Source organism: Salinisphaera sp. (genome assembly GCF_002729955.1).
Lineage (GTDB): Bacteria > Pseudomonadota > Gammaproteobacteria > Nevskiales > Salinisphaeraceae > Salinisphaera.
Genome location: NZ_PBYA01000047.1, coordinates 1 through 13,855 on the forward strand (window position 1 = coordinate 1; position 13,855 = coordinate 13,855).

At 64.4% G+C, this 13,855-nt stretch carries 13 protein-coding genes and 1 pseudogene; 7 read left to right on the forward strand and 7 right to left on the reverse strand.

Annotated features, from left to right (window positions below):
• Window positions 1–413: 413 nt before the first annotated feature.
• Together CMN27_RS12680 and CMN27_RS12685 are read left to right on the forward strand one after the other, a co-directional pair.
• Window positions 414–1,163: a Bax inhibitor-1/YccA family protein gene (locus tag CMN27_RS12680; protein WP_293626948.1), complete on the forward strand. Its 750-nt coding sequence runs from the start codon at window positions 414–416 to the stop codon at window positions 1,161–1,163.
• A 137-nt stretch (window positions 1,164–1,300) separates the two neighbouring features.
• Window positions 1,301–2,974, forward strand: a complete 1,674-nt coding sequence (locus CMN27_RS12685; protein WP_293626950.1) for a rhomboid family intramembrane serine protease — start codon at window positions 1,301–1,303, stop codon at window positions 2,972–2,974.
• Here the strand turns inward: CMN27_RS12685 and CMN27_RS12690 are convergent.
• From CMN27_RS12690 to CMN27_RS12715, 6 genes and pseudogenes are all read right to left on the reverse strand, one after another.
• Window positions 2,965–4,098: a glutathione S-transferase N-terminal domain-containing protein gene (locus CMN27_RS12690; protein ID WP_293626952.1), complete on the reverse strand. Its 1,134-nt coding sequence runs from the start codon at window positions 4,096–4,098 to the stop codon at window positions 2,965–2,967. The two genes, CMN27_RS12685 and CMN27_RS12690, sit on opposite strands and share 10 nt — an antisense overlap.
• Window positions 4,099–4,244: 146 nt before the next feature.
• Window positions 4,245–4,673, reverse strand: a complete 429-nt coding sequence (locus CMN27_RS12695; RefSeq protein ID WP_293626954.1) for a DUF2267 domain-containing protein — start codon at window positions 4,671–4,673, stop codon at window positions 4,245–4,247.
• A gap of 201 nt (window positions 4,674–4,874) precedes the next feature.
• The gene (locus tag CMN27_RS12700) at window positions 4,875–5,624 is read right to left on the reverse strand and encodes a restriction endonuclease (RefSeq protein ID WP_293626956.1); all 750 of its coding nucleotides are present in this window, start codon (window positions 5,622–5,624) and stop codon (window positions 4,875–4,877) included.
• Window positions 5,625–5,891: 267 nt separating this feature from the next.
• The gene (locus CMN27_RS12705; protein ID WP_293626958.1) at window positions 5,892–6,410 is read right to left on the reverse strand and encodes a lipocalin family protein; all 519 of its coding nucleotides are present in this window, start codon (window positions 6,408–6,410) and stop codon (window positions 5,892–5,894) included.
• A gap of 172 nt (window positions 6,411–6,582) precedes the next feature.
• Window positions 6,583–7,752, reverse strand: coding sequence for a hypothetical protein (locus CMN27_RS12710; RefSeq protein ID WP_293626960.1), 1,170 nt, complete (start codon window positions 7,750–7,752; stop codon window positions 6,583–6,585).
• 187 nt (window positions 7,753–7,939) lie between these two features.
• Window positions 7,940–8,527, reverse strand: a pseudogene (locus tag CMN27_RS12715) (DUF2585 family protein).
• Window positions 8,528–8,724: 197 nt separating this feature from the next.
• Here CMN27_RS12715 and CMN27_RS12720 point away from each other — a divergent pair.
• On the forward strand, window positions 8,725–8,907 hold the full coding sequence (locus CMN27_RS12720; protein WP_293626962.1) for a DUF2795 domain-containing protein: 183 nt from the start codon (window positions 8,725–8,727) through the stop codon (window positions 8,905–8,907).
• A 66-nt stretch (window positions 8,908–8,973) separates the two neighbouring features.
• Here CMN27_RS12720 and CMN27_RS12725 read toward each other — a convergent pair whose 3' ends face one another.
• Entirely contained in the window at window positions 8,974–9,612 is a 639-nt protein-coding gene (locus CMN27_RS12725) for a hypothetical protein (RefSeq protein ID WP_293626964.1), read from the reverse strand.
• A 63-nt stretch (window positions 9,613–9,675) separates the two neighbouring features.
• Here CMN27_RS12725 and CMN27_RS12730 point away from each other — a divergent pair, with 63 nt between their 5' ends.
• The 4 genes from CMN27_RS12730 (at window position 9,676) to CMN27_RS12745 (ending at window position 13,546) form a co-directional block, all read left to right on the forward strand.
• Complete coding sequence (locus CMN27_RS12730; protein WP_293626966.1) at window positions 9,676–10,425, forward strand: glutathione S-transferase family protein; 750 nt, start codon at window positions 9,676–9,678, stop codon at window positions 10,423–10,425.
• 42 nt (window positions 10,426–10,467) lie between these two features.
• Window positions 10,468–11,856 (forward strand): ATP-dependent RNA helicase DbpA, encoded by a 1,389-nt coding sequence (dbpA, locus tag CMN27_RS12735; RefSeq protein ID WP_293626968.1) that lies wholly within the window; start codon window positions 10,468–10,470, stop codon window positions 11,854–11,856.
• A 312-nt stretch (window positions 11,857–12,168) separates the two neighbouring features.
• Window positions 12,169–13,107: an exopolyphosphatase gene (locus CMN27_RS12740; RefSeq protein WP_293626970.1), complete on the forward strand. Its 939-nt coding sequence runs from the start codon at window positions 12,169–12,171 to the stop codon at window positions 13,105–13,107.
• 73 nt (window positions 13,108–13,180) lie between these two features.
• The gene (locus CMN27_RS12745) at window positions 13,181–13,546 is read left to right on the forward strand and encodes a GGDEF domain-containing protein (protein ID WP_293626972.1); all 366 of its coding nucleotides are present in this window, start codon (window positions 13,181–13,183) and stop codon (window positions 13,544–13,546) included.
• The last annotated feature ends 309 nt before the right edge of the window (window positions 13,547–13,855 follow it).

A 13,855-nucleotide genomic window follows, 5' to 3' on the forward strand; every position in this document is an offset into this window, starting at 1 on the left:
GCCAACGACGTGCCCGGAAAGCCGGGTTCTTACCGCCATGTCCATGTCTGTGTCCCCGTGCGATCGGACCGCGGTATGCGGCTTCGCGGTCTGCGTTCGCAGCCTTTTATCGACCGCGGTCAATCGACGTTGATAGCAAAAACCATGCTTTAACAATAAATTCATTTAATGGCCCGCCGAGGGCTCGGGCTGCACATCGCATTTGGCGCCAGGCAGTTGCGCCTGAGGCAAATCGTGCGCGAACGATCGCGGACGTACTCGTATCGAAGCATTAATATGGCCCGCGACCACCGGCGGGCGTGCGTTGGTTGCCCGCGTCGCCGGCCAGGACGACGGGCTCGAGCGAATGAACCCGTCCGCGTGCCGTACAGCCCGGCGCGCACCCGCATGTATGACCCGCAATGGAGAGCCTCATGGCATCCGGCAATCCGGCCCTGACCCGAAAGACATTCGAGGCGCTACCCACCACCGGCGAACGCATGACGCTCAACGGCACGGTGCACAAGACCGCGCTGCTGCTGTTGCTGACCATGGCCAGCGCCTTCATGAGCTGGCGCGTGGGTCTTGGCATGGTCATGACGACCTACCAGCCCATGTCTGCCCTCGGCCCCTGGATTCTGGGCGCCTCCATCGGCGGGCTGGTAATCGCGCTGGCGATCATCTTCAAAAAACAGTGGGCGCCGTTTCTCGCGCCGGTGTATGCCCTCGTTGAAGGCGTGGTGATCGGGCTGCTGTCTATGCTGCTCGAGATGGAGTTTCCCGGCATCGCGCTACAGGCGGCCACGCTGACATTCGCCACGCTCGCTGCCCTGCTCATGGCCTATCGCTCGGGCCTGATCCGGGCCACCGAAAACTTCAAGCTGGGCGTGGTGGCTGCCACCGGCGGCATCTTCGTGGTCTATCTGTTCGATCTGGTCATGCGCCTGTTCGGCATGCCGATCGGCTTCATCCACGACAACAGCTGGATGGGCATCGGCTTCAGCCTGCTGGTGGTGATCATCGCCGCGCTCAATCTGGTACTCGACTTCGACTTCATCGAAACCGGCGTCGAGCGCGGCGCGCCCGCCTACATGGAGTGGTATGGCGCCTTCGGTCTGCTGGTCACGCTGATCTGGCTGTACCTGGAAATCCTGCGCCTGCTGGCCAAGGCACGCAGCCGCTAGCCCGGCATTTATCGGTAACATGGCGCGGTCGGAGACGCGGCCGGTTACTTGCTGACATGCCGCCTTGAGCGAACCGGTTGTTCGCTCCCCGCCGGCACTGTCTGCCCCTCGCCTTCAGCCAGCATGCGCATGTATCGATGAGCCTTGACCCCGCCTTGAGCGGCCGCGACGCGCCCCCGGACGACGGCCCGTTTGCTGCGTATCTGGCCGGCCAGCTGACCGCCCAAAAGGGTTTCTCGCCGGGCGTGGTGGTGCCCGAGCTCGAGGCCGTGCGCGACGCCTGCGATTACCTGTTGATCCGCGCCGACGGTCTGCAATTCAGCGCCCTATGTATCGTCGACTGCGAGGCAGATGCCACGCGCACGTTCGGCTTGTCGATGGAACAGACCCGTGCCGCCATCGATGCCTGTCGCGGCTATGCCGGGCGGATGGGTTTTTCCAGAATGCCGGTCCACCTGCACGTGATTGAAGTCCGTGACCGTGCCGTCGACGCCGACACTCGCCAACGGCTGTCCGCCTATAAACGCCGTACGCTTTTCTCGAAAAGCACGGTCAATGCCTGGGCGCTCGATACCGGCCATGCCGGGGTCTGGAGCAATGCCCCGGCGCCGATGCGCTGGGGCCTGGGACGCTGGTTCAAGGGCTTGCTCTCCCGACCGCGCCAGGCAGCCAGCGCCGATGCCGACGGGCGACGGCTGCCTGCGGTTAAGCCGGGCTGGCCTTGGCTGAGTTTCGTGATCGCGGCTTTACTGGTTGCGGTATACGGCCTTCAGATCGTCTTTGCCGTGGCGCCGGGTGGCCGAATTCTTGGCTTCGATACCCAGACACTGTTCGCGCTGGGCGGGCTGAACCCGGCCGCCGTATTCGATAACGGCGAATGGTATCGCCTGGCCACGGCCGTGGTGCTCCATGGCGGCCTGCTGCACCTGTTGTTCAACCTCATCGCGCTGTTGCTGGCCGGCTTCTCGGCCGAACGGCTGATGGGCTCGGCCTGGTTTGCGGCCACGTTCGCGCTCGGGGGCGCGGCCGGCGCGGCGCTATCGCTTTATCTCGGCCCGCCGCGCATGGTCGCCGTGGGCGCTTCAGGGGCGATTATGGCCCTGCTCGCGGCGGGCCTGATCTGCAGCTTCCGGCTGGTCGACAACGCCGAACGGCTGCAGATTCAGATGCGGCTGATGTTCATGCTGATTCCCTCGCTCATTCCCGGCGCAACCCACCACGATATCGGTGGCGCGACCGACTATGCAGCCCACTTCGGCGGCGCGCTGGCCGGCGCGGCGATCGGCGTCCTGCTGCGCGGCCTTTGGCGTCGTCATGCCGCGACCCCGCCCGGCCAGCCTCTGGCTGCGCTCGTGGCCGGCGCCGCGCTGCTGGTGCTTGCCGGGTCGGCAATCGCGGTGGCCGACAACTATCCGCGCTATGCCGAAGTGGTCCAATACATCCCGGCCGAGGCGATTCCAAATCAGTGGTCGGATATCTCGGCGGCGCAGGCGCGCGATCTCGTCGCGGCCTATCCGGACGATCCGCGTGGCCACTACACGCTGGGCCGACGGCTGCTCATCGACGGGCGCTACGTCGAGGCCGAGCGGGCGTTTCGCGATGCGCTGGCCGCCTACCGGGCCCATGCCGATGACTTCCTCGATGCCTTCGAGCCCGAAATGCGCGTGTTCATCGCCCTGAGTCTGGCTTTGCAGGGGCAGGCCGTCGAAGCCCGTCGCGAAGCGGCCCCGCTATGCGCACAATTCGACAACGGCGATATTCACCAGGCCCTGGCTGCCACCGATTTGTGCAAACCCGCGGATCAGCTGTAGCGCCAGACTTCGATATTGTTTTCCCGCGCCACGCGATAATCGCGCCCGTAGGGCACCGCCCGCGCGAGCCCAAGCTGTTCCAGCCGGCTGCGAACGCGTTGTGATGCGGCGTCGTTGACGATCGCCATGGTATCGGCAGCGCGCTGCAACACGTAGAGCAGGTAGGGCTCGACGCCCACTTCGATGGGCTCGCCGCGATAACGCGTGGCCACCGTGCCGAGCTGGCGCCGATGCGGCTTGTCGGTCACCGGATCCCCGTCGCCCGGTTTATGCCCGGCGACCCAGTCGTCGATGAAGGCGAGCTTGTCGTCGAGTTCGGGGAAGATCTCTTCGGCGACATACGCCAGAAACGGCTCAAGTGACGGCGGGATCGCATCGTCGGCTATCCAGGCCGCTGCCTGCTCCGGGTACTCGACCCGATCCAGGCCCGGGGCATTCATGCGTTCGACCCAGCGAAACACCCGCGGCGCGCGTGTTTTCATGATGTTTGCCGGCACCGGATCGCGGCCGAGGTGGGCAAACAGCGGAGCGATCAAGCCGTAATCTGCGATCGATGGCCGCCACCCCAGCAGATAGGGCATGACCGCAAAGTGGGCATCGAGCGTATCCAGCAGGGTCTCGAACGAGCGCTCGAGCAAGGGGATGGTGCGATCGGTGACCCCGAGCATGGGCAGATAGGAATGCATGCGCCCCATCAACTTCTCGGCCACGGCTTCGCCCGAGCCGCTCACGAAGGCATGCCAGAGAAAATCGCGCTGTTCGGCCAGATAGGACCAGCGATAGTGCATGGCGTGCTTGAGCATCGCCTGACCGCCGAAGTATTCGATGATCACCGCCACGATATGCTGCAGCGGCGTACCGGGATAGACCGGCCACTGCGTGCCGGCCCGCTCGCAATGATCGATGATATCGATGCTGTCCTGGATGATCTCGCCCTGCGGCGTTTCCAGCACCGGAATGATCGAACGCCCGATGGCCGGCGCGATCCGCCCGACATAGTCCGGGTGCGACGTCGGGCGCTCGATATAGGCAATGCCCTGGTTGCGCAGATAGCAGCGCGCCTTGCCGGTATAGAGCGAATGCGGCGCGCCGTAGAGCACGTGCGGCGTGGCTTGAACGGGCATCGACCCCTCTCCCGGTTGCAAACAATCTGGCGCTACTTTGCCACAGTCACACCCGGTTTTTACCTGCCGCATGCCCGTAACCCATGGGCGCCCGTCAAAGCCGGCGGACACACCGCGGGTCGGGCGGTGCTACCCATATCCGTGGCTTAAAGCGATACCACCGAACGCACCTCGTCGGGCAGCTCCTGGGCCACCTTGGTCACCAGGCCGCTATCGAGTTCGAATTCCAGCACGCTGAGGACCGCACGCGATGCCCGCTCGACGTCCTCGCCTTCGAGATTGTCCCCAGCGGCCGCCACTGCGGCATTCCACTCGGACGCCCGACGATACTTGGTGGGCGTATCCGCCGGCACGTAGCCGTCGTAATACAAGCCGCGAACCAGCATCGGCAGCTGCGCGCCAAGATTGGCCGCCACGTCGACAGGCAGGCGATCGCGCAGCGTGGTCAGTACCGAACGCAGCGCCTGAAAGGCGAACTGCTTATCGTCGGTTCCCATTTCCGTCATGATCGCACCCAGCCAGCGATTGGTCTGTTGCACCGTGGTATCGATGGTGGCCAGTCCGTGTTGCGGCATACATCCTCCTGAAATCTGATCAATAATCCGCGCCGGCCCAGCGGCCGGGCGCAGCAGACCCTGCGCTGATAACCGCTTGCAATCAATCCGCATTGCCACTTATCAATTCGGCATAAAGCAGATGATTGTCCGAGTAGATGACGCTGACGCGGCGCGGCCATAGCTTCGGGCCGGGTTGCTTGTGTCAGCAACCCAGCCCGTTCATACGGCCGATGTCGCAGCCGTGCCGCCGGCCTCGACCGACTGGCGGGGCCGCCCCATCACCGCCGGCATCGCGGCCGGATCCGCAAACAACAGCAGACGATCGATATCCAGGGCATGAATGGCATGATCGCGACAGAAGGCATGGGCGGCGGGCGTGAGGCGACCCGAGGTCGCCAGAATCGCCTTGCCCCCGGCCTGCGCCTGTACGAGGCCTTGCAGCGCATGGGCAGCATCCTCACCGACCTGGGCATCGCGGTCGTGCCGACACTGTACCCGTAGAACCTTGTCGCGCTCACGCAGCACGAAATCGATGCCCTCGCGCGCCTGCTCGGGTATGAATTCGACTTCGAAACCCTTGCGCTGAAACGAGGTGGCGACGAGATGTTCGAACTGCGCCGCGCTCAGGGCCGCGATATTCTCGCGATTGACCCGGGCCAGCGATGGTGTGGCCCCAGCGGCGGCGGCCGGCGCGGGGTCGGCGGGCTGTTCTGGCTCGGCCTTTGCCGGAGGCGATGCAGGCGCGGCCTGTTTGCGCCGGCTATGCGATCGACGTCGGCGCGAACGCGTACGGCCATGGCCACGCCGCCCGTTCCGACCCCGAGCGGCCGATGCCAGCGCGGCACCCGCCCACACCAGCAGCCACAGCCAGGCCAGGGGCAACAGCACATCCGCGTGAAAGGCGTCGCCCAGGGGATCGGCATGGGGCTGGATCGAGACCCCGAGCAACGGGCCGATCGCATAAAGCATGATCAGAAAACCGCCAACTCCAACGCACAGCCGAACCAGCCATGGCCTTTTGGCCAGGCTGGCACGCACAGTCCGATGCCGACGGCGGCTTGTTTTACGTCGACGCGCCATATCGCCTCCCCCGTACGATAAAGCCCTTTTTCAGGACTCTAGAGCGCGGGGTCAGGCGCTGCAATATTGCGGTCACAATACAGACTGATCGCGTTTTCAGCGGGCGTAGCGCGCTTGGACGCGAGGGTCTGCGGGTGCGCTTGGCGTTATGCCAGATCAGTCGCCACGCCTGTCCTTTTGCTGCGGCACGACACGCAGATGCGATGGGTTATAGCCGATACGCGCCACCCGCTCGACGAGCCGGCTGTAATCGGTGGCCTCGATGGTCGGCTCGCTGGACATGATCCACACGAAGTCGAGCCGTTCGCGGGCGACAATGGTGTGGCGATAGTCGTCGGAGACGTAGGCGATCACGAACTGCATCTTGATCGGCCAGATGAACTGCATGGCCCAGACCGCGTTGCCGGTATCGGGCACCACATAGCCGGTGGGCCGCATCGTCTTCTGCTTGCCGCCAAAACCGCCCTTGCGGAAGGTAAAGGTGACGTCCACCCGGTCGTCGCCGCCGCGGCGATAGCGCTCCACCGAGTTGTGGGCGGTCCGGGTGATGGACGGTGGTTTGTGCGCGATCACATACCAGTCGCGCATGTAGCGGTTCAGATCGACGAGCTTCGCGCGCGGGAAGTCGTCGCGCGGCACGATGCTGCTCGCACTGAAGCCAAACGATCGGTTCATGAACGACATCACAGGCCGCTCCCGGTAGCGCCGCCCCGAGTGAGCACCCGGCCGACGGCATGAATGTAGGGCGCCTACTATTGGGCGTCGACGCGGCGGTGGCAATCAGTTGAAATGCCGAGTCGTTTGCGGGCGAACGCGGCAGCGGCCGGGCCGCCGCGACGCCACCCGGCTAACGGGTTTCGTTGTCCGCCTCGTCCTTGCTCTCACCCGCCGAGGGCTGTGCCTTAACGCAGTCGGCCACGGCATCGAAGTCGAAGCTGCGGTCAAAACGGTTGGCACAGTACTGCCAGCGGGCACTCGCCAGTTCGCCGCTTTCGCGGGCGAATCTTTCGAGCGCCGCGTACTGCTCGGCCATCTGATCTTCGAACTTTTCCAGGGCCGAGCGCTTCGGCTCGCCGGTGTCGCTCGGCTCGTTGTCGTCATCACGAGCGAACATGTCGGCATATTCGCCGAACTTCGCCTGTAAATCGTCGCTGAGCTGCTGGGCCTTGAGCTTCAGCCGGGTGAGCGTATCGCCGTTGTGATCGGCGGCATAGCGCGCGCTCAGCGGGCAATCCGAACGCAGCGTGGGCGCCCGCTTCTGCTTGAGCAGGGCCATGCGGTCGTTGACCAGTTCCGACTGCGCCGTATCGGCGACGCTCGTGCTGGTCGGAAAGGCATCGCCGGCCAGAAAGTCGATACGTTCCTTGCTCTTGGCGGCCCAGACCGCGTCTTCATAGCCGCAGCCGAAATGGTTCAGATAGCCGCGCACATAGGCCGGATCAATACCGTCGTTAAGTGCGGCAAAGGACAGATCCTCGTAGGCGGCTTCATAGCTTTCGCCCTGCTGGATCTGGGCCATGGCAAGCGCTGCCGCAAGGCCTGGGTTGTCGCTTACCGCGTCGGGGTCGTCGCGATAGGCGCGCAGAATGGCTTTCTGTGCGGCCGGGGTCTGGTGCAGAGCCAGGGCCGGCGCCATGGCGGCGGGCCCGTTGTAAAGCAACGCCACATAGCGTTCGGTCTGGTCGTCGTCCAGCGTGGCAAAGCTGGCACAGCCGCTGCGCTCTTCATCCGGGCGGGTATCGTTGACGTCGCCGCCGGCACGTACATCGTCTACCCAGCCGCGTATCTCGGCATCGCTGCCATCGGCCTCCAGAGCACGCACGCGCGCGATGAGCGCATCGCCGGCCGGGCAACGCGCATCCTCCACGGCCACGCCCGGGGCGTCGGCTTCGGCCTGGGCGGCAGTGGCGGCGTCATCGTCGTCGCCGCAGGCGGCCAGGCCCAACAGACAGGCCAACACGACCCCGGCACGGACGACGGGTACAGACAGTCTGAAGCGCGGCTTGAAATCCGGCATGGCAGTAGGCCCCTGGCGGCCAGTGCAAAGAATGAATGCATCATCGCATGCCTGCCCAGCCCGTCGCCCCGGCCGTTGCCGCCGCTTCGGCAGGGCAAAGCCTTTCATGCGCTTACAAGGCGAACGCGACAGCCGGAACGACAAAAACCAAGGAAAGTGCGCACCACGAGCGGTCACACCGCACGAATCAGCCGCCGGCCTGCCATGCGCTGATCGCCTCGATCGGGGCGACCAGCTGAATGATGTTGAGGGTGAGATTGTCGCGAATCGCAAACAGCAGAACGCCTTCGAGCAGCAACGCCAGCACGATCGAAACCCGCACCGGCGCCAGGCGTGCGATCGCCAGGCCCACGCCCATGGCCACCGTATCGCCCAGCGAATTGACCACGCTATCGCCGAAGTAACCGGCAGCCAGCGCGGTCTGACGATAGCGGTCCATGATCAACGGCGTGTTCTCAAGAATTTCCCAGACCGCCTCGATGCCGAAGGCCACCAGCATCACCGTACGAAACGGTGCGCCGGCCAGCAGCCACGTGTTCAGCGCATAGAACAGCAGCCCGTGTTCGACATGGGTAAAGCTTTACCAGTCGGTCAGATGCTGCGATGTCTGCGGCCCCGACGCCGCCCCGTGCCAGAGCGCGACATGGCCGCATTCACAGATCAGCGGATGGCCCATGGCCAGCAGTACGACTGCCTGGGTACAAACCATGGCCAGCACCGCTGCGATGCAAAGTCGTATATCGGGCGCTGGCATACGCCGTCCGTCGAAGATCATGGGTCGCGTCGTGCCCCTGTGGTGTTCAGCCCCACATTATGCGCGCGGCTGCGCCGTTTCGGCCGGGCGCTGTTCACGATGCGCCATGACCCACGCTGGCGTTGCAGGCCCAGCGAGCGTACTGCGCAGAACTACGGACTGACCGGGGCGGCGAAGTCTGTTTCGCTGGGGCGTCCACTTCATCTACACGAGTTCGTATGAGCAACGATCCGATCAATCTGGCCACCTATCTCGAGGGGGCCGACTTCCCGGCCACCGGCGGCGAACTGGCCGGCGTGGCCGCAAGCAACGGCGCACCCGACGACCTGCTCAAGCAGCTGCGCAACTTCGAAGGCGAGCACTTCGACAACGCCAAAGCCGTGATGGAAGCGCTGGGCTAAAAAGCGCGCTGCCAGCAGCGGCCTGCGGGCGGCCGGGCATGCCCACGTCAACGACGGGCGCTTTCGTTATTGAAACAGCTTGCCCATGCCGCTTTGATGCAGCAGGTGCGAAAGAATCATCTCGCGCGCGATGGAGTCCTCGGTCAGGGCCCACCCGTCGTCGCGATGCACCAGCGGTAGCTGGCCTTCAAAGCGGGTGTCCGCCAGCCCGGTCGCATCGCTGATGGCGTCGCGATTCATGCGCATGGTGATCGACACCGGGCAGTCGTAGATTGCACCCGTTAGCTGCGAGTCGGCCTTGGCTGTCTGTTCGTCGCGCGGTCGACATTGTTCATCGTCAATGAAGCGAACCCGATGCAGACGGTCGGCAAAATTGCTGCGGGTCATTCGTGCGAGTTGCGGTGCCATTCGGCTTTTCACCGGTTCGTCGAAACGCTGCAGCGATGCTTTCACGGCCGCCTGGACTTCATCCTCGCTCGGGCCGTGATAGGACGCCCCGCAGGCGCTCAGGCCCGCTGCCGCCAGTACGGCGAGCCATGTCCAGGCACGGACCGGCCTCAGCGCGCGGGCGTAAGGCCGCCGTCGAATCTGTCGCATGTTCCTACCCACGGTTCCACGGTGTCGCGACGCGCACTTTAAACGCTTCGTCTGCCCTGTCACTGGTACGCGACCCACAATGAAATCGCGTGCCGGCTTCTGGCGCACCGCCTGTCCGCGCAAGGACAGGCGCCGCGGCCAGACCCTCATTCATGACTATCGGTACTTGCCATGACGCTTCATCTGTACGCACATCGCCTGTCGCAGCCCAGCCGCGCTGCCGAAATCCTGCTCCGCGAGTTGGATATGCCCTATAGCTGGCACGAAGTGGATTTCGCCAACGGCGAAACGCGCGAGCCGTGGTTCGCAGACGAGGTCAACGCCCTGAAGACCATTCCGGCCCTCGTAATCGAAGACGAATCGACCGGCAATCCAACCGCCACCTCGATCGGCGAAAGCCACGCCGTCATGCGCTATCTGTGCCGCGTGGCGCCCGATCGCGAACTTGCTTCGCGCTGGTATCCGACCGAGGCGCTACAACTCGCGCCGGTGGATACATGGATGGCCTGGCACCACAACAACGTGCGCGCCTACGACATGTTCCACGACATCATGAACCTGCATCTCACCCTGCCCATGCTCAAATACGAGCTGCAGGCGAGCGCGCTCAAACCTCTGCAGGAGGGCCTGTGCGGCAGCCTGGCCACGCTCGATGCTCAGCTTGCACAGCATGCGGCCGGCGAGCCGACCCTGTGCGGCGGCCCGCACCCCACCCTGGCGGATCTCACCCTGGCCTGCGAGCTGTATCAGATCGTGGCCGTGGGCTATCGCTTTACGGGCTTTGCGCATGTCGCAGCCTGGCTCGACCACATGGCACGGCGCCCGCATTTCAGCGATGTCTCGCAAGAAATCGTCGAACAGGGGCGGGAAATTCGCGAACAAAGCGGCGCGTATCTCGATCTTGACGGCGCCTTTAGCTAGCGAGCCCCACCTGTATGGCAGGTGGGCATGCGATCATTACGCATGCACGAATTTTCTTCCCTGGCGCTGCGGCGCGAACTGATCGAAAGCGCGACCGCGCGCGGCTTCACCCAGATGACGCCGATTCAGGCCCAGAGCCTGCCGGCGATTCTGGCCGGCGAGGACGTGCTGGGCCAGGCCGATACCGGCAGCGGCAAGACCGCGGCCTTCGGTTTCGGTCTGCTCAACAAGCTGGTCGTAGAGCGCGCCGAAACCCAGGCCCTGGTGCTCTGCCCCACGCGTGAGCTGGCCGATCAGGTGGGCCAGGCGCTGCGCCAGTTTGCGGCGCCGATCGCGAACGTGAAGCTCGTGACCCTGTGCGGCGGCGCGCCGATGCGGGCCCAGGTCAACTCGCTCGCCCAGCCGCCGCATGTGGTGGTGGGCACGCCGGGCCGCATACTCGCCCACCTGCGCCGCGAGAGTCTGCAAACCCATGCGCTGCAGACGCTCGTGCTCGACGAAGCCGATCGCATGCTCGACATGGGCTTCATCGACGATATCGAAGCGATCGTGGCCTGCCTGCCGGCCGCCCGCCAGACTCTGCTGTTCTCGGCGACCTGGCCGGAGGCGATTCGCAACGTATCGGCGCAGCTGCAGCAGGCCCCCCAGGAGATTACCGCGACGGCTGCAAGCCAGCCGCTACGCATCAGCCAGGTTTTTCACAAGGTAGAGGATGCGGAGAAGCTGGGGGCACTGGAACGCGTCCTGGCCGACACCCAGCAACGCCGCAAGGCCTTTACCCAGGCCCTGGTGTTCTGCAATCGACGCGACGAAGTCGATCGGGTTTGCGCCTTCCTCAACCAACGCGGCGTATTCGCGCTGGCGCTGCATGGCGATCGGGAGCAGCGCGAGCGCGACGAAGTCTTGCTGCGCTTTGCCAACGGCAGCTGCGCGGTGCTGGTGGCCACCGATGTGGCCGCCCGCGGGCTGGATATCGCGGCGCTGCCGCTGGTGGTCAGCCTGGATCTGGCCCGCGATATCGATACCCATACACATCGCATCGGCCGCACCGGGCGTGCCGGAGAGGCCGGGCGCGCGGTGTCGTTGTGTACGCCGCGTGAACTCGAGCGGGCCGAACGTATCGCAGCTGCGGGCGGTTTTCGCCTGAGCTGGTCGCGCTGGCCCCAGGCACAAGCCGCCGCCCGTGCCCAGCCGCCCATGGCCACGCTGGTCATTCAGGGGGGCCGGCGCGACAAGCTGCGTCCGGGCGATATTCTGGGTGCACTCACCGGCGACGGCGGGCTGGCCGGCGACGAGGTCGGCAAGATCGAGATCACCCCGGTACGCAGCTATGTCGCCATTGCCCGGGGCCGCGCGCTACCCGCACGCGACCGGCTGCGCCAGGCCGGCATCAAGAAGCGGCGGTTTCGGGTCGCCGTGCTGGGCGACTGAACGACGCCGGCGTCATCAGCAAGGCCGTGGTGATGATTTTCGCGTCCCGGCCATCGACACGGAAAGCGCGTTGTACGATCAACGAAATCATCGCACGCTGGCCAGGCTGTATCGCAACGGCGAGCCGTGCAGCGGTTTAATAATGCGGCGGCCCGCCGATACAGCCCAGTGCGGCGGCGTGATAATCCGTGCTCAAGTAATCGCCCGTCGCCGCCGTTGACACGTATTTAGCCGCGACCGACACCGCTGCGTGCCCCATGGGCCGCGCCCACGTCTGCCGTTCGACCGACCTGCTCAGCTGAAACCCGGACTATGACCCAAACCGCCGAGAGCCCTTACCGTCTTGTCACCCGTAGCGACTTCGACGGCCTGGTATGCGCCATGCTGCTCAAGGAATTGCAGCTGATCGACGACATCAAGTTCGTCCATCCCAAGGACATGCAGGATGGCAAGATCGAGATCAGCGATCGCGATATCACCACCAACCTGCCCTATGTCGAAGGCGCCCACCTGGCCTTCGACCATCACTCCTCGGAAACCCTGCGCGTAGGCGCACGCGACAACCACATCATCGATCCGAAGGCGCCCTCGGCCGCACGCGTGGTCTACGACTACTACGGCGGCTCGGCCCGCTTTCCGCGTATTTCGCAGGACATGATGGAAGCCGTGGACCGCGGCGATTCCGCCGACTTCAACAAGGATCAGGTACTCAACCCCCAGGGCTGGGACCTGATGAACTTCATCATGGACGCGCGCACCGGTCTGGGCCGTTTTCGCGAGTTCCGTATCAGCAACTATCAGCTGATGATGGAACTCATCGATTACTGCCTGCATCACACGGTCGACGAAGTACTGGCCCTGCCCGACGTCAAGGAACGTACCGATCTCTACTTCGAGCAGCAGGCCAAGTTCGAAGAGCAGATCAAGCGCTGTGCGAGCGTGCACGACAACCTCGTCGTGCTCGATCTGCGCGACGAAGACACGATCTGGGCCGGCAACCGCTTCATCATCTATGCGCTGTTCCCGGGAACCAACATCTCCATGCACGTGATGTGGGGCTTTCGTCAGCAGAACACCGTATTCGCGGTCGGCAAGAGCATCTTCGACAAGTCCTCAAAAACCGACGTCGGCAAGCTGATGCTGGAATACGGCGGCGGCGGCCATGCCGCGGCCGGCACCTGTCAGGTCGATAACGCCCGTGCCGAGACGGTTCGCGACGAACTCATCGCGCGTATGACCGCCGACGGCTGAAGCCGCCGATTCGCGGGCAACGCCCGATATTCTCTTCTGGCCACACGGCCGCTCTTCGGGGCGGCCGTTTTGCTTGGGTCGTGCTCGGCGAGCGGCGCGCCGGGGCGGCGAAGAGTTTCTCGTCATCCTGCCGCGTACCGGACCTGAAGAAGCCGAAGCGCTCGCACAACGCCTGCGCAAAGAGGTCGAAACGCTGCCGTTTACGGTCGGCGATCAGCAGCTGCGGGTCACGGTGAGTATCGGCGTCGCCACAACTCAGGCCGAGGACGCCGACTACGACGCGGCCATCCATCGTGCCGATCAGGCGCTGTATCGGGCCAAGGGCGATGGCCGCAACCGGGTATGCCGGTTCGATGCGTTGGCAGCGCCCCCGGCCAGCGCGCAAGCGTCCGGCAGCGAACGGACCCGCGAGGATGCTCCAGCGCAAGACCGGTCATAGCCCATCAAGCCGCCCGCCTGCGTCAGCCTGATAAAAGAAATATTTATTTTCAAACATTTCTGTCGCGCATTAAAGAAACGTTAACATTCCGGCAACACCCTCTTGTCTCGTTTTTATACAAGGGGACTGTTGAAACATGGACTATTGGCACGAGCAATACCGACGATCGCGCAGCATGGTCGCCATGCTGCTTATCTTGCTTGTCGCGCTGACGCTGAGCGCATGTAACGACGACGACAACACGCGCGAGGCTGACACGCCCACCACGGGTGGCGAACAGACCGACGACGACGGCACGAACGATACCGA

What these genes read in the sequence shown, in the direction of transcription:
- CMN27_RS12680 (WP_293626948.1), top strand. Translation starts at nt 414, where the DNA reads ATGGCATCCGGCAATCCGGCCCTGACCCGAAAGACATTCGAGGCGCTA.
- CMN27_RS12685 (WP_293626950.1), top strand. Translation starts at nt 1,301, where the DNA reads ATGAGCCTTGACCCCGCCTTGAGCGGCCGCGACGCGCCCCCGGACGAC.
- CMN27_RS12690 (WP_293626952.1), bottom strand. Translation starts at nt 4,098, where the DNA reads ATGCCCGTTCAAGCCACGCCGCACGTGCTCTACGGCGCGCCGCATTCG.
- CMN27_RS12695 (WP_293626954.1), bottom strand. Translation starts at nt 4,673, where the DNA reads ATGCCGCAACACGGACTGGCCACCATCGATACCACGGTGCAACAGACC.
- CMN27_RS12700 (WP_293626956.1), bottom strand. Translation starts at nt 5,624, where the DNA reads ATGCTTTATGCGATCGGCCCGTTGCTCGGGGTCTCGATCCAGCCCCAT.
- CMN27_RS12705 (WP_293626958.1), bottom strand. Translation starts at nt 6,410, where the DNA reads ATGAACCGATCGTTTGGCTTCAGTGCGAGCAGCATCGTGCCGCGCGAC.
- CMN27_RS12710 (WP_293626960.1), bottom strand. Translation starts at nt 7,752, where the DNA reads ATGCCGGATTTCAAGCCGCGCTTCAGACTGTCTGTACCCGTCGTCCGT.
- CMN27_RS12720 (WP_293626962.1), top strand. Translation starts at nt 8,725, where the DNA reads ATGAGCAACGATCCGATCAATCTGGCCACCTATCTCGAGGGGGCCGAC.
- CMN27_RS12730 (WP_293626966.1), top strand. Translation starts at nt 9,676, where the DNA reads ATGACGCTTCATCTGTACGCACATCGCCTGTCGCAGCCCAGCCGCGCT.
- dbpA (WP_293626968.1), top strand. Translation starts at nt 10,468, where the DNA reads ATGCACGAATTTTCTTCCCTGGCGCTGCGGCGCGAACTGATCGAAAGC.
- CMN27_RS12740 (WP_293626970.1), top strand. Translation starts at nt 12,169, where the DNA reads ATGACCCAAACCGCCGAGAGCCCTTACCGTCTTGTCACCCGTAGCGAC.